Genomic DNA, 19,310 nt, shown 5'->3' with positions numbered 1-19,310 from the left:
ATACCTAATTTTGTACTCTAAGAAATTTATTAAAAATTAAACAAAATGAAAGTAGCAGTTGTAGGAGCCACAGGTATGGTTGGCGAAGTGATGCTTAGAGTATTAGAGGAACGTAATTTTCCTGTAACAGAATTATTACTTGTAGCATCTGAACGTTCGGTTGGAAAAAAATTGACTTATAAAAATAACGAATATACCATAATTGGTTTAGCTGATGCTGTAGCAGCGAAACCACAAATTGCTATTTTTTCTGCTGGAGGGGACACCTCTATAGAATGGGCTCCTAAATTTGCAGAAGTTGGTACCACGGTTGTTGATAATTCATCGGCCTGGAGAATGGATCCTACTAAAAAACTAGTAGTTCCAGAAATAAATGCTAGCGAATTAACTAAAGAAGATAAAATTATTGCAAATCCTAATTGCTCTACCATACAAATGGTCATGGCATTAGCGCCATTGCATAAAGAATATAAAATGAAACGTGTTATCGTTTCTACATACCAATCTGTTTCTGGTACTGGTGTAAAAGCCGTGAAACAATTAGAAAACGAAATAGCAGGGATTGAAGGCGAAATGGCATATCCTTATCCTATTGGAAGAAATGCATTACCACATTGTGATGTGTTTATGGAAAATGGATACACAAAAGAGGAAATGAAATTAGCCAGAGAGCCTCAAAAAATCTTTAATGACAAAACATTCTCTGTAAGCGCAACAGCGGTTCGTATACCTACTGCAGGTGGGCATTCTGAATCTGTAAATGTAGAGTTTGAGGATGATTTCAATTTGGCCGATGTTCGCAAAATGCTTCATGAAACACCTGGTGTAGTTGTACAGGACAATACAGATACGAATACGTATCCAATGCCTATTTACGCGCATGATAAGGATGATGTTTTTGTTGGTAGAATTCGTAGAGACGAAACTCAGCCAAACACATTAAATATGTGGGTTGTATCTGATAATTTACGTAAAGGCGCTGCAACTAATACCATTCAAATAGCAGAATATTTGATTGAAAATGATTTAGTGTAAGTACTATTTTTTTATAGACTACTTTAAAGCCTCTGTAAAAACAGAGGCTTTTTTTGATTATTTTTGATATATCAAATTCATCAATTATGAAAAAATTAATAATCAGTCTTTTAACCGTTATAACTATCATGAGTTGTAAAAAAGAAAGCGAACAGAAAAAAACTATTACTGTGAATTACCCTGAAACTAAAACTGTAGATACTCTAGACACTTATTTTGGTATTGAAGTAAAAGATCCATACCGCTGGCTTGAAGATGACAGAAGCCCAGAAACTGAAGCTTGGGTTAAAACTCAAAATAAATCAACTTATAATTATTTAAACAATATTCCCTTTAGAAAAGAACTTAAAGAACGCCTTTCTTCTTTATGGAATTACGAAAAGTTAAGCGCTCCATTTATAGAAGGTGATTATACTTACTTTTATAAAAATGATGGCTTGCAGAATCAATCCGTTATTTATAGAAAAAAAGAGAATAGCGAAGAATCTGAAGTTTTTTTAGACCCAAATACTTTTTCTAAAGACGGTACAATATCTTTAGGAGGTACAAGTTTTTCAAAAGACAGTAGTATTTTAGCATATTCTATTTCTGAAGGCGGTAGTGATTGGAGAAAAATTTTGGTCATGGATACTGAAACTAAAGACATTATAGAAGACACACTTATAGATGTGAAATTCACCCAGATATCGTGGTATAAAAATGAAGGATTCTATTATTCTAGCTATGATAAACCTGAAGGTAGTGAGCTTTCAGCAAAAACAGATCAACACAAAGTATATTATCATAAATTAGGAACCCCTCAAAAAGAAGACACATTAGTTTTTGGAGGCACTCCAGAAGAAAAACATCGCTATATATATGCTAACGTAACCGAAGATGATAACTATTTAGTTATTACCCCCCGTATCTCTACATCTGGAAATAAATTATATATAAAAGACCTTTCCGTTCCTAACAGTAAACTAATTACTATTTTAGATCATACAGATAGCGATACGTATGTTATTGAAAACGAAGGCAGCAAACTATTTCTGGTTACTAATCTTGATGCACCAAATAAAAAAATAGTGACCGTTAACGCCTCCAACCCTACTTCAGAAAACTGGATAGACTTGATTCCTGAAACTAAGGATGTCTTAAATCCTTCTATAAGCGGAGGTTACTTTTTTACTGAGTATATGATTGATGCCATTTCTAAAGTGATGCAATACGATTATAACGGTAAATTAATTAGAGAGATCGAACTACCTGGTGTTGGGAATGTGAATGGTTTTGGCAGTAAAAAAGAAGAAAAAGTAGATTATTATTCTTTTACAAACTATAACACGCCTTCCAGCATTTATAAATTGAATATTGAAACAGGTGAATCGGAATTGTATTGGAAACCTTCCATAGAATTTAACATTGATGATTATGAAAGTAACCAAGTTTTCTACACATCAAAAGACGGGACTAAAATACCTATGATAATCACTCATAAAAAAGGCATAGAACTAAATGGCAAAAACCCAACCATACTATATGGTTACGGCGGATTCAACATTAGCTTAAACCCTTCATTTAGCATTACCAATGCCGTTTGGATGGAGCAAGGAGGTATTTTGGCAGTTCCCAACCTTCGTGGAGGTGGCGAATATGGTAAAGCATGGCATAATGCAGGAACCAAACTGCAAAAACAAAATGTATTTGACGATTTTATTGCCGCTGGCGAATACCTAATCGAAAACAAGTATACTTCTTCAGATTATTTAGCCTTAAGAGGTGGTTCTAATGGTGGTTTGTTAGTGGGTGCAACCATGACGCAACGACCAGATTTAGCCAAAGTAGCTTTACCTGCAGTTGGTGTACTTGATATGTTGCGATACCACACCTTTACTGCTGGTGCAGGATGGGCTTACGATTACGGAACAGCAGAACAAAGCAAAGAGATGTTCGAGTACCTAAAAGCATACTCACCTCTACATAATGTTAAAGCGGGTGTAGAATATCCTGCCACTCTCGTTACTACTGGAGATCACGATGACCGTGTTGTCCCTGCTCACAGTTTTAAATTTGCTGCCGAATTACAAAGTAAACAAACAGGAAGCAACCCAACATTAATACGTATTGAAACGGATGCGGGCCACGGAGCAGGCACTCCTGTTAGTAAAACTATTGAGCAATATGCTGATATTTTTGGTTTTACATTATACAATATGGGTTTTGAAGTATTACCAACTAAGGCGAACGAAAAAATAAAAGGATAAGATGGATTATCTACATATAATCCTGCTTTTTAATTATAAGTATTTTTTCTTGTCCCTTGTCATTTAGTAATAGGTAACCATAATCATAACATAAATAATAGGTTCCCGTTTTTGTTTTAAAAACATTTGTAAAGTAATTAAAGCTAAATCCCATACTTTTAATTAGAGATGTTCTAACAGTTGTTTTACCTTCTGGGCTTAAACTTGATAATATACTTCTATTTTTGCGAAGTATTCCATTGATTTCTATAATATAATATTCGTGAGGAGGTTTATTTTTATTATGAAAAGTTGCTCTACAATGGCTATCACAAAACTTTTTATCTGTTCTTCCTATTAGTTCTTTGCTACATGATAAACAAAATTTATGTTGCATTATATTTCTTTTTATACGTATATATACGTTTTTAGTTGTTTAAAAATACGGTTATTGTTTTAATCTACCTCATTTTTGCATGTATTTACTTATAAAATGAGACATTCAGACCATCAATATAGGTTTTCCAAAGAGTATCTTCATGCAATAAAAGCATTGGAAGAAGCACTGATTTTAAAAAATTATAGTATCCATACTAAAAAAACATATATGCACATGTTTAACATGTTCTTAAAGTTTGTTCATCCAAAACCTTTATACAAAGTAGACACTTCAACAATCACAAATTATCATATTGATTTAATCCAAAAAAGGCATCGGTCTGCTTCATACCAAAATCAAAGTATTAATGCCATCAAGTTTTATTTAGAGATAGTGATGAAACACCCTAAATCTTATTACGATTTAAAGCGACCTAAGAAAGTAGCTTCATTGCCAAAGGTACTCTCGCTAAATGAAGTAGCTAAAATACTTAACACGACCCATAACATTAAACACAAGGCGATACTTTCTATTATTTATGGAGCTGGGCTAAGGATTTCTGAGTGTGTGCACCTCAAGGTTGCCGATATAGACTCTGCGCAAATGCGAATTATAGTTAGACAAGGAAAAGGTAAAAAAGACCGCTATAGCTTACTTTCAAAAAAATTACTGGCACTCTTAAGGTCCTATTATAAAGTGTATACTCCAAAACAATGGCTCTTTGAGGGGCCTAAGGGAGCTCCATATAGTGTTAGTAGTATTCGTAAAATATTTTATCGTTCAAAACACAAAGCAGGGGTTGTTAAACCTGCCACTGTACATACTTTGAGGCATTCTTTCGCAACTCATTTATTGGAGTCTGGGGTTAATCTACGTTATATTCAACAACTGTTGGGACATAATTCCAGTAAAACTACAGAAATTTACACACATGTAAGTACATCACATTTAAACAGCATTACAAGCCCGCTAGATTTGTTATAGGAAATGCATTTCAAAATAACTACATTTGAAAGTGAAATAAACGCCATAAAGTGCGTTTATATAATTGTTAGCGGCAATGTGCGAAACGCAGCTATTTGCCATCTTTTAGCGTAGCTATTTTTTTGTTTTTTTAAGCCTTCTAAAACTGAAAACTACATCTTACGTCGGACTTGTCTCGTGTCCGCCAAATTCAGTGCCGTTGCGATCTAAGTCGCTAGCCAAACTGGATATGTCGGAATAAAAAGCTCAACGAACAATCGGGAACTGAATACAAAAACAAAGCCGCTAACAAAACCTATAGTTCATTGCGTCGGAATTTTCCGCTGGAAAATTCCTCCCCTTTTACTATCTTAATCCCTTAACTCGAAAAACAGTGACTGTTTTTCGCAACAAACCATAGCCCAACCGTTAGCCACAAGCTAAAAGCAACAATGGGAAAGACGAGAAACTTAAACGGAATACCAGGAAATTTAGCCTTGAGTTATTTGAGTACACTCGGATACTATGATGGCGGATATATGGCAGACTGGCTGAATTTCATAGCTCGTGACAAAAATGTAAAAGAAATTGAGATTGACATTCTGAATAACGGAATTGACCCAGAAGAAACGGATATTAAACCATTAAAAGCGGATTTGAAAAAATTGCGCGGAATACTTGAAAAGGAACTGTCGAATAACGGATTTGAAATGGACTTTATTAAAAAGGCTGTTATGAAATTTGAAATACCTATTGACAATCCGAAATTTAAAAATACAGTTTACTGCTATCCGTTTATTGAGGACGAAAATGGAAAAATTTACAAACCGAAAAAGCGAATTATTGAAACCGCTTACGAAGTTGACTTCAATCCGATTAAAAAATTGAGAATGAAAACTGAACACGCCAAAAAAAATTGGATTGACAGAATTAAAGCAATATGGAACTGAAAAAGCCAGTGGCTAACAATGTATAACCGCAATTACGGCGGATTCGACTACGTCCGAATCCACTCGGAATTGCTAAAGCCTGTGCTAAACCGAAAAGTCTGCGTATATTAATCCGTAACTGACGGTTATACGAGACCGTTAGGCAACATTTAAGACCAAGTGAAATACTCATTCAAAATATTTTTAATAGTAATTATCTTTTTGAACCTATCCTGTGAAAAGGAAAAATACAATATTGGAAAATTTGACTTAAGCATTAATATTCCCTCATCATTAGAAAAGATTGATAAACAAATTGCGAAACAAAAACTGAACGATGGAATTGACAGTATCCGTATCAACGGATTAAATGTAAGCCGAAACCAAGAGTTAATATTTAGCTTCAAAAAAGGCGATTTCACAGCCTTACAAGCTAAAACTTCTAAGCTAAACGACGAGATAAATCAAAATTATCATACCTATTGGAAGGATTTCAAAATAATTCTTTACGATTTAGTAAAAGAAAAAACTTTAAAAGAAGATGGAAAAAAAATTGATAGCACTTCTAGAATTGAAATAATAAATGGTATCAAATTTTATGTCTTTGAACATAATATTTATCTCAAAGATATTAATGATAAAGAGGCGAAGTATCAGTCATTAAGGTATAGTAGTCCTTTAGATAATTACGACTTGATTATAGATACTAATTATCTAATACCAGATTCGAGTTATCAATACCGAAATGACAGAAAATTAATAAAGAAAATTTTAAAGAGTATTACAATTGAATAGGAATAAAAACGTTGCCTAACACCATGTATAATTAATTGCTTGGTTCACTGCCGACTTACGAACATTCCTTCGGAATATTCTATCTGTAATTTATTTGCTACATTAGGTGCTTAACCACGCAACTAACCATACACAACAACGTTGTACAACATTTGACTAAACAATGAAAATCCAAGTTTTAACGATATTATTTTTAGCTTTTATGAGTTGCAAAAATGTGACCGAAAAAGAAACTGAAGAAGTACAAATTGTGGTTGATTCAACTGAATTGATAATTAAAACTGATGAAAAACAAAACGGAAAGTCAAAATCAAAATTGAAATTTGAAAAAATATCTGAAACTATAAAATCAACTTTTAAAATTGAAAATCTTGAATTGAAAGAGATGTATAAGCCATTGAAAGATGAATATTTTACACTTATAGATTCAAATAAGGTAAAGACTTTTAAGAGATATTCAGAGTTTCTAATTATTGAATTTGAAAACCCTTCAGATTCTCAAAATGAATTTAATAAAATAAAGACAGTTGCAGAAAAATCTCTGAAAGACAAAAAAGAACTATTTGATTATTACGGGATTTTTTGGAAAGGAGGAATTAGTTTTAATCAAACTGACAAATGGATTATTGCTCATTTTTTAAGCTGTAGTATGTATCCTAAAGATTATGAAATTGACAAACAATTTACGACTGATTTGGAAAAAGTGGCTTTTGAAGTAGATTGGATAAGGTCATATTGTGGATGGGGAAAAATGGAATTAAAATAAAAACGTTGTACAACAACGTGTATAATTAATTGCTTGGTTCAAGTCTACTCGGAAAATTCCTTCGGAATTTTCTCTGGCTCGTGAATGTTTGCTAAATTAGTTGCTGAAACACGCAACTAACCATACACAAACACGTTAGGCACAAGCTAAATTCACTCATATGAATAACAATATTTCTAAGATAAAAAACAATTTCCAAGACAGGAATTCTGTTGCTTGGAAAAAGTTGTGTGAATATGTAGATGAAGTTGCAAAAAACGGAACTGATGAATTTGTGCCGAGAGAAGCGCTTGGTGACAAATTGTTTTCTCAAATATATACACTACCCGAATCTATTGCAAAACTTAAAAAAGTAAAGAAAATTGGACTCTATGGTAGTAAGTTAAAAAGAATTCCACCTGAAATCGGAAAAATGGAATCCCTTGAATATTTTGACCCTTACACTTCTTATGATTTAAAATGGTTTCCATACGAAATTACCAAATGCAAAAATTTAAAAGATAGTAGAATTAGTACGAGAGCGCTTTTTGGAAATTTTAAAAACCGAAAACTTTTTCCGCTTCTTGACCACAATCCTGTTACATACTTTGAAAACAAATTAAAATGTAGTGTTTGCGAAAAGGAAATAACGCAGGAGGAAACAAATCAAATGTGGATTACTCTGCAGGTTGGAACTGATATTATTCCATTACTAGCAAACTTATGTTCAAAAGAATGCGAAGGAAATTTACCAAAACCAGCTGATAATTATTTTCAAAAAGCCCATAAAGGAGGTGCTAATTTGGAACAACCGAAAACTGAAGATTGGTCGGTCACAAGAGCTAGATTAATAAAAGAACAAAAGCAAAAAACTCACTCTGAAATTGAAAAAGAAACTAACACTGATAAAAAAGAAAAAACAAAATTGCCTATTCTAAAGTTAGTTCGTAAAATTTGGGAGAAATAACTCAATGATGAAAAGAATATCTGTAGAACATTTTGGCAGAATGAATATGATGACTAGAACTTTTGAGTCAAACTCGAAGAGTAATAAATTATATCTTCCAGAGTACGAAGTTTCCAATGAGATTAATAAAATGATTAAACTAATAGAAAAACCATCACAATCTGATTTCAAAAAAATAGAAAGATTAATAAAAGAAATAGACAAAACGGAACATCATAATGGCTCTCAATGGTATGATTATAAAATTCATCTAAATGCTGTATTACGAGAAAATGGATTTAATTCAAATATTATATAAAAAGCCAGTGCCTAACACGGTGTATAAAACATAGCTAATAAGTGCTAAACCAAAAGATTTGTGCTTATTTGCTGAGACCGCCAAATTTTTAAATTTGGCTTTTAATAAAGAAAAAGTAAAAACAAAACATAAAAATTCGGCTCTGTGTTAAACCGAAAAATTAGCGTCTTTTTACACGCTACGTTTCATACACAAGACCGTTAGGTTTCATACCGTGACTGAAAAACCAACCGCACATTTAAGCACATTTGGTTTTTGCCATCATACAAAGCCACCCCTAAAAAACCAAAAGAGCTTAAATCTCCCACCCTCCTAGATTCATTTTCTAGATCGTTTACCAACAGGATATTTGACTTGGCTTTCCTTGAACTCGGATATTTCGTCTTTCAATTTCTTATTAGCATTTTCAATTAACTCATTTTGATGTTTCATGATACTTAATAGGTCATGCATAGCATTGAGATTTTCTAACTGTGAATAGACTAATTGCTCTAAGTCTGCTTTAGTATATCTTGTGCTCATATAATTAGTTTTAAATATTCAAAAAAAACTTTAATAGGTTTATTTAATGCTTTTAAAGCATAACAAAGTTATTAAAAATATTTAATTGAATACTAAAAAGCATAAAATAATGCCAAAAACATTTCAAATGAAGTCATTACTTTTGATTTTCAACGATAATATTTTATCATGGACAAAGAAGTTTACAATCGCATAAAAGCTGTTTTAGCAGAAAAGGGGAAAACTAATAATTGGTTGGCAGATCAATTGGAAATGAATCGTACAACAGTTTCAAAATGGTGTAGGAATGAAATGCAACCAAGGGTTGAAACTCTATTTCAAATAGCAAAAGTACTCGACTTAGAGGTAAGAGAATTACTTATTTCAACAAAAAGCTAATTCACATGAGTAATGAATTAAATAACATACAAAGTATTGCTAAAGACATTCAGCTACTTATAGAGAATAGCAAACAACAAATTGCACTTTCAGTTAATGCAACGATGAGTCAAATGTATTGGCAGATTGGCACAAAAATTAACAAAGAGGTCTTAAAAAATGAAAGAGGAACATATGGAAAACAAATTGTCGTATCACTGTCACGACAATTGGTAACTGAATATGGAACCTCATTTTCTGAGAAAAATTTACGCAGAATGATGCAATTTGCTAATTGTTTTCCAGATGAAAAGATTGTCGTACCGCTGATACGACAATTGAGCTGGACACATCTATTGACTATTCTACCAATGGAAGACCCGCTAAAACGTGAATTTTATATCCAGTTGTGTATTCATGAAAAATGGAGTGTCCGTACTTTTAGAGAACGAATAAATTCAATGCTTTATGAACGTACAGCTATAAGTAAAAAACCAGAACAAACAGTAAAAAATGATCTTTCGCAGCTGAATAAAGAGCAAAAAATTACACCAGATTTAGTTTTTAGAGATCCCTACTTTCTTGATTTCTTAGGATTATCAGACTCCTATTCTGAAAAGGATTTAGAAAGCTCCATTCTTGTAGAACTTCAAAAGTTTATTACAGAACTGGGTACTGATTTTGCCTTTATGGCACGTCAAAAACGAATAACAATAGATGATAGAGATTACTACATTGATTTGCTATTTTATCACCGAAGGTTGAAATCATTGGTAGCAATAGATCTAAAAATTGGAGAATTTGAAGCTGGATATAAAGGGCAAATGGAATTGTATCTACGTTACCTTGAAAAAAATGAATCTATTGAAGGAGAAGGTAGTCCAATTGGTTTGATTTTATGCACTGGAAAAAATGAAGAACATATAGAACTATTACAATTGGACAAAAGTAATATAAGAGTAGCCGAGTATTTAACACTTCTTCCTACTAAAGAAGTATTACAAAATAAGCTACATCAAGCCATTGAGATCGCTAAGAATAAATCAGGAACTCATGAACAAGGAAATCAACCTGATTAAAACTTTATTCAAAGGTAGAGAAGACGTTTTTGCAATACACTGGCAAAAAGGAAACAAAAGCGGATACATGCCTGCGTATCATTATGATCCATATAGATATCGGCTTCATAAAATGAAAGGTGGTACTTTTAAAAACTATAATGATAAAACATACCTCCTGCTTACAGACCAACAAATCACTAAACACCTTAATGGTGAACAACTAGTTGGCATATACCCTTTACTCAAGGACAATACTTCATGGTTTATTGCCTCAGATTTCGATAAACAAAACTGGGAAGAAGATAGTCGGTCATTCATTAATGCATGTTCAAGTAAAGGTATACCAGCATATCTTGAACGATCAAAATCAGGTAATGGCGGTCACGTTTGGATATTTTTTGATCAACCGTACCCAGCAATAAGAAGTAGAAAGATTTTGATTTCTATACTCGAAGAAATCGGTGTTTTTTCAGCTTTCGACAAAAGTTCAAGTTTTGATCGATTGTTTCCAAATCAAAACTTTCTCTCTGGAAAAGGATTAGGGAATTTAATTGCATTACCATTTTATAAAACAGCATGGGAACAAGGAAACAGTTGTTTTGTAAATGAGAATTTAAATCCAATAGAAAATCAATGGAATTTTCTATCTTCTATTCTTAGAGTAAAAACTACTCATCTAGATGAAATATTTGAATCTCTAATAGTAAACGACCTACCTTCTTCTGATACCAGAAGAATTCATTCAACCAAATTACATATAACTCTTAATAATTCTATTCGGCTTAACAGATCAGGAATAACATCAGAATTAATCAATTTTCTGAAAGATGAACTCAACTTTTCAAATCCAGAATACTTCATTAAAAAGAAAACGAATAAAAGTACATGGAGTACAGAACGGTATTTCAAATTCATCGAAGAAACTGAAAATGAAATCATCATTCCAAGAGGTTTTATAGGAAAACTAATTCGGTATTGCAAACAGCAAAAGATTGATTTTAAATTTCTCGATGAGAGAAAGAAACTTCAAACAGTACTTTTCTCTCCCAATTTAACCCTTAGACCACATCAAAATAAGGCAATTGAGATTGTAACTAAAAAAGATCTTGGTGTAATTACAGCACCTCCTGGTTCGGGGAAAACCGTGATAGGACTAAAAATTATCGCAGAAAAGCAACAACCAGCTTTAATCGTAGTACATCGTAAACAATTACTAGAACAATGGATTGAGCGAATTCAGGCTTTTCTTGAAATCCCTAAAAATGAAATTGGAAAAATAGGACAAGGTAAAGCTAAAGTTGGTAAACATATAACAGTAGCGATGATTCAGAGTTTAGGAAAACAACTTGAAAAACAAGAGATTAAAAATCTAAACAAATTATTTGGAACAGTAATCATTGATGAATGTCATCATATTCCAGCAGAAACATTCAGAAAAACCATTTCTAAACTATCTCCTTATTATCAATATGGTTTAACCGCAACACCTTTCCGTAAAGGAAGTGATGGAAAGCAAATCTTTATTCATTTAGGTAAAATTATAGCTGACATTAAACCCGAAGAAATTAAAAATTATAAAAGGGCAAGAATTAACATCCAAGAAACAACATTAGATATTCCTTTTAATTCTAAAACTGACACGTTTGAAACATTATCAAAGATGCTTGTTCATGATTCTACTAGGAATAAGTTTATTCTTCATGATGTACACAAAGAATTAAACTCTGGAAAAAAGGTTATCCTAATTACTGAACGAAAAGAACATATTGATACGTTATATCAATTTCTAAAACAATCTTTTGAAACTATCATCTTAAGTGGAGAGGATTCAGAAAGTAATCAAAAAGCCAAATGGAAGATTCTAAATGAAGGAAATTATCAAGCGCTAATAACTACAGGACAATTTTTTGGAGAAGGAACCGATTTGCAAAATGCTTCATGTCTCTTTTTAGTCTACCCTTTCTCTTTCAAAGGAAAACTCATTCAATATATCGGTCGTGTCCAAAGATCAGAAATAACTCCTATTATCTATGATTATCACGATCGGAAAATTGATTACTTAAATAAACTTTTCCTGAAAAGAAATACTTATTACAGACATCTTGATCGTCAAGCATCGTTATTTGATGAACAAGACCACATAGAAGAAGTATCTAAAAATATTGTTACCATTGATAAACAAATAAAAATATCGATTGACCAACTTGATTTCCGATATGGAGCTATTGCTTTCAAATACAAGGAATCAAAACTCCCAATAGAACTTGAGTTTGAAATAGAAAATGATGAAATAAGACCAGAGTTTGATGTCCTTAAACCTTATTTTGCTAAGTTTTTAAAATCTAAAAATGTTAGAGCAAACATCTTTGCAGAAATTTCAGATGGAAAATTAGTTTCTCAAATAGCCACTTCTACAGATTTGGAAATGATTAATAGAGAAATCATTGAAAGTGTGAAATTTCGTTTTACTCAAAAAGAAATTCTCGGCAAAAAATACCCAGAAAAAAAAGATGAAAATTTACTTGACTTAGACCAACTACAAGAAAGAAATGGAGTCGAGTTATACAAATCGGAGGATGAATTACTGAATTCTCTTTTACAAAATGAGAATGTTAGACATTTTCGGCAATTAAGATATTTAGCGATGAATCATGACAGCAACACGTTAAAACTTCGATTTGTCTTGAATCCATTTTCTTTTGTATTTTTATTAACGGGAATAGAACAATACCATATTGTTCTCGAAACTTTGGATACTGAAGAAGCTACATATATTTGGCACATTAACAAAAATGTTCTATCTCAAAAATTACAAGCAATTGACCTTGATCTTAATAATATTAGGAACAATGGGAGACAAATCTTCCTTCAAAATCAACCTGAAAATTTTAGCCGATTAATTCATGACTATTCTGACGAGAGGAAAGGTTTTATAATTTGGAAAGATTTATTAGAAGAAAGACTACTATGAAAACACGCCAACACAGCATCCATACACATTGCCAAGTCACGCAAAAACCAGCAACGCTAGCCAAAACTTGTCAAAGAGTATGTATGCCCCAACGCACAGAAAAAGCACGAAAACCTAACAATGTATAAAAAACATAGGGCGTCTGTGCTAAATTGAAAGGTCTGTGTTTATTAATAAAGTCCGCTAAATATAAAATTTGGCATTTATAGTAGAAAAGATAAAAGCAAAATATTTATATTTAGCTAAGTAATAAACCGAAACGAAAGTGCTTATCAACTGCCCTACGTTTCTTATACGAGACGTTGTAAAACATTTGAGAGAAGCCAATGAGTAAAATTTATGATTACGTTTTTTATAGTATTTATAGAAATACGAGTATAACAAATAAATCTATTCCTGACTGGTCGACCACTATTGCTATATCGATACTTCTGGCACTAAATGTTTTCTCTATTTTGATTTATGCCGAGTATGATATTGAATCCATTGGAGAAAAAGGATTTGGTGCTATTCCTCTGGTATTGGTTGGAATAAATTACCTGTACTTTTTAAGAAATGATAGATATAAGAACATCTTAAACCGATTTAAAAACCATCGGAATAAACTGATTTCGGACTCTTTAGTTTTGACCTATGCTTGTATTTCCGTTTTCATCTTGTTTTATGCTTTGCGAATTGAATTGAAAACGACGCTGTTTGTGACAGGATTTATTGCATTGACTGGAATAATTCCTTACCTATTTAGACCGAAGAAAGAATAAAAAACGTTTTACAACATTGTATAAAAATAATGCTTAAGTTTAATCCTAAATCAAAAGGTTAGTGCGTATTTGGTCACTCTGATTTTCCTGCGGAAAATCCTCGGACACAAAACCGCACTATTCTTATACGTAACCGTTAGCAGCAATAAACAACAAAATCGACCAAAACCTAAAAATGATATCAACTAATTTTAAAATAGTATTACTGATTTTAATTACTATTCTCATAAACTCTTGTAAATCTGAATATAAGATTGAATTCTCTGAAGTTTACGGAAAATGGACTGAAACCGAAAAAAGTACTGGATACACTGCCGAACAAATACAAAACCTAACTTTTGAAAAAGATGGAAAGTATCATAATGTAGTAATAAATGCACCTTCGGACTCTATTGTTAGTTCCTTTAGTGGAACATATGAATTGGATAGAGAAAACAATACTATCAAATTCACTAATGATGGATACGTTTTAAAAGATATGACTTTAAAGAAGCTTACAGAATCTGAAATGATAGTGGAAATTACAGAAGAATTCGAAGGATATGCTCTTTTGTACTTTTCAAAATAATTAAAGCTGCTAACATTGTATAAAAATAATTGCTTGGTCTTTGCTTACTCGGAAAATCCTGCGGATTTTCCTCTGGTTCGTTAACTTTTGCTAAATTAGGTACCAAACCACGCAACTATTCTTATACGTAGCCGTTGCCACCAATATAAGAAACCAATCAAATCGAAATAAAATGAGAAAACTAATTACATCATTCCTTTTCATCTTATTAGGAATTGCCTTAACGTTTGGACAGACAAATGATTGTCTTCCTCTTTTGAAAGATGGACTTTACAAACACGTATTGAAAACTGAAACATCCTCTTTCAATAAAGACTTGAAAACATACTTCGAATCTCAAACATTCAAAGACGACTTTAAATCTGGTAAATGGAATCTTGGCGTGGACGGAGTTATTCCTGTTGGTAAAACGGGTTTAATGCAAGAAATTGGACTTGATTTTGGTGCATCCGAAGATGAAATAAATAAGTTTCAGGAGCTAATTAGAAAAGCTGAGGATATTCAAATTGACCAAAAGTTTTACAAATCATCGGTCACAGCCGTTCCTGATATTGGCTTAGCGCAAGCATATGTAAAATGTATTAGTGTTAATCAAAAATCAGGTTTTTTCGTAAATGACGTAATTGAAACACCAAAAAATGTAATCTTCAATATAAGTTACAGAAAAAGATTGAGTTCTGACCCAATGCCGACAGTTAAGAGTTTTAAGGTTGTTGGTAGCACAAAAGTAATTCAAGGACTTGAAGATGGTCAAAAAATACCTGACCAAATAAGTATATCTTGTGAGAGATATCCCGAAAATGAATTAATACTTTCAATTAACACAGATAGAGAAAATTTAGTTCACGTTGTAGAAAGAAGCGATGTTGGATTTGCTAAAGAATTTCCAATTGGTTCTGTTCTGACATCTGTGCTCGACTGGAATAGCTTTTCTCAAATCACAGAAGATAAACCTTCAAGCGAATGGGACGCTGAAAAATCTAAATGGGCACCAGCTGATGGACGTAGTGTGGCATCATCAAAATATCAGAGAAAAACTGGAAAATCAAATGTTCCAGATTTGAGAGGAGTATTTTTAAGAGGCCTTAATCGTTTTGACCCATTTTATGCAAATGAAGTTTCAGAGGAACAAAAAGACCCTGATGGCGGAAATAGAACAGCTGGCTCATTTCAGTCTGATGCGATAAAAGAACACAAACATAGTTATACAGATACATATAGATATGGAAATGTATCTAAAAGACCTGGGTCTCAAAGTGAAGTTCCAAGAGATGGAAGAACAGAAACCAAAAAAACAGAACTTAATGACGAATCTAAAAAAGAAACAAGACCAAAAAATATAGCTGTTTACTATTATATTAGAATAAATTAAAATACTGGTGGCAACAATGGCTATAAGTAATTGCTACTACTCGCCTACTTTGGAAATTCCTGCGGAATTTCCAACTTGGTGCGTACTTGCAAAGTTAAGTGCTAACCCACGCAACTACTCATAGCCGAGACCGTTGTATGCCATTGCGGAAAAGCCAACCGCACATTAAGCACATTCGGTTTTTGCCATCACACAATCCAACGCTAAAAAACCAAAAGAGCTTAATCTTACCACCGCTCCCAATAGTTACGATTTTGACTTTCTTCTTGTTGGATACATTACTTGTTGTTCCTTGAATTGACCTATTTCTTCTCTAAGCGTTTGATTGATATTTTGGATTAGGTCATTTTGAACTTTCATAATTCGTAACAAATCATGCATTGCGTTTAGATTATCTAATTGTTTATATACAATTTGTTCTAAATCAGCTTTGGTATATCTTTTGCTCATATCATTATACTTTATAAATAATTCTTTAGACTTTCTAAACAAATCTAATGATAATCTATCTAAATTCAAAACAAAACTTTAGATATTCTACATTTTTATTTAATAAGTATATATTTATCTTAACAAATTCAAAAGTATTATGACTTCTTTAGGACTATATCTTACTAAGAAATCTGTGAATAGAGCAATGGTTTCCAGACGGACTGGAATCAGTCAAGCTCGACTATCACAGTTGACTTCAAATGAATCGACAAAACTTCGAGCAGATGAACTCTATTTGATTGCTCTAGCCATTGATATTGATCCAGGAGAAATGTTCAAGGAAGTGTTTAGTGAATTGAAATTGGAGAATTAAATTCCACTTTAACCTAAATGGAATTATGAAAAATGAAGCACACGCAAGAATTAAAATAAACCAACTGCTTGAAGAAGCGGAATGGAGATTCTTTGACAATGAGCAAGGTTCTGCGAATATCTTACTTGAAAATCATGTTAAAATAACCCAAACCGAAGTTGATGCTTGGGGAAATGATTTTGAAAAAGTAAAGTCTGGTTCTTTAGACTTTTTATTGGTTGACAGCAACAACAAACCAATTTGCGTTTTAGAAGCAAAAAAAGAAAGTCTTCATCCACTTGTTGCAAAAGAACAAGCTAGAAAATATGCAAAAACAGTTGGAGCACAATTTATAATTCTTTCAAATGGAATTGTACATTTCCTCTGGAACTTAGAAAAAGGGAATCCTAAACCTATTTACAAATTTCCTTCACCAAGTGAAATTGGAGCAATTAAGGAATGGAATCCTGACAGAACATCATTGGCAAACGAAGAAATTAAAAATGATTTTATTGCAATCGTTCAAATGCCAGACTATGCAGAAAGGCCTGAATGGAAAGGAAATCCAATTGACAGTAAAGACTTTGTCTGGAATAATGGATTACGATTTTTAAGACATTACCAATTAAAGGCAATTCAAAAATTACAACAAGCTGTTGCAAATAAAAAAGACCGTTTTCTTTTTGAAATGGCGACTGGAACTGGAAAAACACTTACTGCTGCTGGTGTAATTCGACTTTTTCTAAGAACTCAAAACGCAAGACGTGTATTATTTCTTGTAGACAGATTGGAATTAGAAGACCAAGCTTGGAAAGCTTTTACTAATTATCTTAAACCAGATTACACAACATTTATTTACAAAGAACATAAAAGCGATTGGAGAAAAGCAGACATAGTTGTTACTACTATTCAATCTTTAATGTTCGATAACAAATACAGATACGAGTTTAAACCAACAGATTTTGACTTGCTTATTTCGGATGAATCTCACCGTTCAATTTCTGGTAACGCAAGAGCAGTTTTTGAATATTTTCACGGTTATAAATTAGGTTTAACAGCAACACCAAAAGACTATTTAAAAAGTGTTGATATTGACAAAGTAAAAGAAAACGACCCAAGAGAAATCGAAAGACGTTTGCTCAGAGACACCTATGCAACCTTCGGTTGCGAAGGTGGCGACCCAACTTTTCGTTATTCTTTACTAGATGGTGTTAAAGATGGTTTCTTAATCAACCCAAGAGTTTTAGATGCTAGAACAGAAATAACAACGCAATTACTTTCTGACGAAGGCTATTCTGTTGCAATTACAACAGAAGAAGGAGAAGAAACCGAAACCTTTGTTTCGAGAGATTTTGAGAAAAAGTTTTTCTCAGAAAAAACAAATCGTGTTTTCTGTAAAACGTTTTTAGAAAATGCTTTACGTGACCCAATTACAAAAGAAATTGGCAAAACAATCATTTTTGCAGTTAGTCAAAATCACGCAAGAAAAATAACTGAAATTCTGAACGACTTCGCAGAACAATTATATCCAAATAAATACAATTCAGATTTCGCGGTTCAAGTGACTTCACAAGTTGGTGATGCTCAACAAATGACTATCAATTTTACAAACAATAACCTTAATGGAAAATCATCTTGGTTAGAAGGTTATAAAACTGGTAAAACTAGAATTTGTGTAACGGTTGGTATGATGACAACTGGTTACGATTGTCCTGATTTACTTAATTTATGTATGATGCGACCAATATTTAGTCCTGCTGATTTTGTACAAATAAAAGGTCGTGGAACTCGTAAACATACGTTTACACACAAATTTAAAAATGAACTCAACGAAGAGGAAACGATTAAAGAAGAAAAAGAAGTGTTTAAATTATTCGACTTCTTTGCTAATTGCGAATATTTCGAAGAAAAATTCGATTATGACGAAAAACTAAAACTACCAAAACCTAAAAGCGGAAAAGGTGAAAATGGTGGTGACGGAATTGACATTGACAAATACAACAGTTTAAGACCTGACCCAATTTTAACGGTTAATGAAGAACAAATTGGGTATGAAGGAATGCGAATTGACAGAGAGCTTTTCAAAAAGTTTGAAGACAGAATCGCAATGGATGATATAATAAAAAAGAATGTAGAACTTGGCAATTGGGAACACGTTGTTAGCCATATACAAGCAGAAATATTTGATAAACCAGAAGAATATTTCAATTTAGAAAAACTGCGAAAAGCTGCCAAAATTGACAGAAAAGTTTCTATTCGTGAAGTTGTAGAAAAGGTATTTGGTATTATTCCAAAATTCAAATCAAAGGATGAATTATTAGAAGAAGAATTTGACAAATTCATTTCTATTTATCCACCAGAAGAAAATGACATTAACATTAGAGCTTTGAAATATTTTTTTAAAGCCTATATCGTTGACCAAGACATTAGAAGAATAATTGAAACAAAAGATTTTCAAGCATTACAAACCAATCCTACACTGACCATTTCACAATTTAAGGCAGTTGCAACAAAATATCGTGAAGTGATTCCAGTGTACATTAAAGATTATATAAAACTAGAGCAGTTTGCTGCTTAA

General features: G+C 32.5%; 19 protein-coding genes. 16 read left to right on the top strand and 3 right to left on the bottom strand.

Annotated elements, in window-relative coordinates; all coding sequences use genetic code 11:
• Window positions 1-45 precede the first annotated feature (45 nt).
• On the top strand, window positions 46-1,035 hold the full coding sequence (locus Q4Q39_RS05720) for an aspartate-semialdehyde dehydrogenase (RefSeq protein ID WP_303281443.1): 990 nt from the start codon (window positions 46-48) through the stop codon (window positions 1,033-1,035).
• 86 nt (window positions 1,036-1,121) lie between these two features.
• Entirely contained in the window at window positions 1,122-3,281 is a 2,160-nt protein-coding gene (locus Q4Q39_RS05715; protein ID WP_303281441.1) for a prolyl oligopeptidase family serine peptidase, read from the top strand.
• Window positions 3,282-3,291: 10 nt separating this feature from the next.
• Here the strand turns inward: Q4Q39_RS05715 and Q4Q39_RS05710 are convergent, their stop codons facing one another.
• Window positions 3,292-3,657: a hypothetical protein gene (locus tag Q4Q39_RS05710; protein WP_303281440.1), complete on the bottom strand. Its 366-nt coding sequence runs from the start codon at window positions 3,655-3,657 to the stop codon at window positions 3,292-3,294.
• 96 nt (window positions 3,658-3,753) lie between these two features.
• Between Q4Q39_RS05710 and Q4Q39_RS05705 the strand changes: the two genes are divergently transcribed.
• The 6 genes from Q4Q39_RS05705 (at window position 3,754) to Q4Q39_RS05680 (ending at window position 8,336) form a co-directional block, all read left to right on the top strand.
• On the top strand, window positions 3,754-4,623 hold the full coding sequence (locus Q4Q39_RS05705; RefSeq protein ID WP_303281439.1) for a tyrosine-type recombinase/integrase: 870 nt from the start codon (window positions 3,754-3,756) through the stop codon (window positions 4,621-4,623).
• A 431-nt stretch (window positions 4,624-5,054) separates the two neighbouring features.
• Complete coding sequence (locus Q4Q39_RS05700; protein WP_303281437.1) at window positions 5,055-5,552, top strand: hypothetical protein; 498 nt, start codon at window positions 5,055-5,057, stop codon at window positions 5,550-5,552.
• A 159-nt stretch (window positions 5,553-5,711) separates the two neighbouring features.
• Window positions 5,712-6,326, top strand: coding sequence for a hypothetical protein (locus tag Q4Q39_RS05695; RefSeq protein WP_303281435.1), 615 nt, complete (start codon window positions 5,712-5,714; stop codon window positions 6,324-6,326).
• A 163-nt stretch (window positions 6,327-6,489) separates the two neighbouring features.
• On the top strand, window positions 6,490-7,092 hold the full coding sequence (locus Q4Q39_RS05690; RefSeq protein ID WP_303281434.1) for a hypothetical protein: 603 nt from the start codon (window positions 6,490-6,492) through the stop codon (window positions 7,090-7,092).
• A 160-nt stretch (window positions 7,093-7,252) separates the two neighbouring features.
• Entirely contained in the window at window positions 7,253-8,038 is a 786-nt protein-coding gene (locus Q4Q39_RS05685; protein WP_303281433.1) for a leucine-rich repeat domain-containing protein, read from the top strand.
• Window positions 8,039-8,042: 4 nt separating this feature from the next.
• Window positions 8,043-8,336, top strand: a complete 294-nt coding sequence (locus Q4Q39_RS05680) for a hypothetical protein (RefSeq protein WP_303281432.1) — start codon at window positions 8,043-8,045, stop codon at window positions 8,334-8,336.
• A 318-nt stretch (window positions 8,337-8,654) separates the two neighbouring features.
• Here Q4Q39_RS05680 and Q4Q39_RS05675 read toward each other — a convergent pair whose 3' ends face one another.
• Complete coding sequence (locus Q4Q39_RS05675) at window positions 8,655-8,858, bottom strand: hypothetical protein (protein WP_303281430.1); 204 nt, start codon at window positions 8,856-8,858, stop codon at window positions 8,655-8,657.
• Between the two features lie 168 nt (window positions 8,859-9,026).
• On the opposite strand from Q4Q39_RS05675, the gene Q4Q39_RS05670 reads away from it, so the two are divergent.
• From Q4Q39_RS05670 to Q4Q39_RS05645, 6 genes are all read left to right on the top strand, one after another.
• Complete coding sequence (locus tag Q4Q39_RS05670) at window positions 9,027-9,236, top strand: helix-turn-helix transcriptional regulator (RefSeq protein ID WP_303281429.1); 210 nt, start codon at window positions 9,027-9,029, stop codon at window positions 9,234-9,236.
• A gap of 5 nt (window positions 9,237-9,241) precedes the next feature.
• Window positions 9,242-10,294 carry a PDDEXK nuclease domain-containing protein gene (locus tag Q4Q39_RS05665; RefSeq protein WP_303281428.1) on the top strand — a complete coding sequence of 351 codons (1,053 nt, stop codon included), beginning with the start codon at window positions 9,242-9,244 and terminating at the stop codon, window positions 10,292-10,294.
• On the top strand, window positions 10,269-13,247 hold the full coding sequence (locus Q4Q39_RS05660) for a DEAD/DEAH box helicase (protein ID WP_303281427.1): 2,979 nt from the start codon (window positions 10,269-10,271) through the stop codon (window positions 13,245-13,247). Before Q4Q39_RS05665 ends, Q4Q39_RS05660 begins: the two co-directional genes overlap by 26 nt.
• 326 nt (window positions 13,248-13,573) lie before the next feature.
• A complete protein-coding gene (locus Q4Q39_RS05655) occupies window positions 13,574-14,008 on the top strand; it encodes a hypothetical protein (protein WP_303281425.1) in 435 nt (144 codons plus the stop codon).
• Window positions 14,009-14,183: 175 nt separating this feature from the next.
• Window positions 14,184-14,576, top strand: coding sequence for a lipocalin family protein (locus Q4Q39_RS05650; protein WP_303281423.1), 393 nt, complete (start codon window positions 14,184-14,186; stop codon window positions 14,574-14,576).
• Window positions 14,577-14,748: 172 nt separating this feature from the next.
• Window positions 14,749-15,948 (top strand): hypothetical protein, encoded by a 1,200-nt coding sequence (locus Q4Q39_RS05645; protein WP_303281421.1) that lies wholly within the window; start codon window positions 14,749-14,751, stop codon window positions 15,946-15,948.
• Between the two features lie 246 nt (window positions 15,949-16,194).
• On the opposite strand, the gene Q4Q39_RS05640 is transcribed toward Q4Q39_RS05645, so the two are convergent.
• Window positions 16,195-16,467: a hypothetical protein gene (locus tag Q4Q39_RS05640; protein WP_303281419.1), complete on the bottom strand. Its 273-nt coding sequence runs from the start codon at window positions 16,465-16,467 to the stop codon at window positions 16,195-16,197.
• 70 nt (window positions 16,468-16,537) lie between these two features.
• Between Q4Q39_RS05640 and Q4Q39_RS05635 the strand changes: the two genes are divergently transcribed.
• On the top strand, window positions 16,538-16,753 hold the full coding sequence (locus Q4Q39_RS05635) for a helix-turn-helix domain-containing protein (RefSeq protein WP_159245929.1): 216 nt from the start codon (window positions 16,538-16,540) through the stop codon (window positions 16,751-16,753).
• Window positions 16,754-16,778: 25 nt separating this feature from the next.
• Window positions 16,779-19,310 carry a DEAD/DEAH box helicase family protein gene (locus Q4Q39_RS05630; RefSeq protein WP_303281418.1) on the top strand — a complete coding sequence of 844 codons (2,532 nt, stop codon included), beginning with the start codon at window positions 16,779-16,781 and terminating at the stop codon, window positions 19,308-19,310.

This window comes from Flavivirga amylovorans (assembly GCF_030540875.1).
Lineage (GTDB): Bacteria > Bacteroidota > Bacteroidia > Flavobacteriales > Flavobacteriaceae > Flavivirga > Flavivirga amylovorans.
This window is presented reverse-complemented; position numbering and strand designations above follow the sequence as displayed.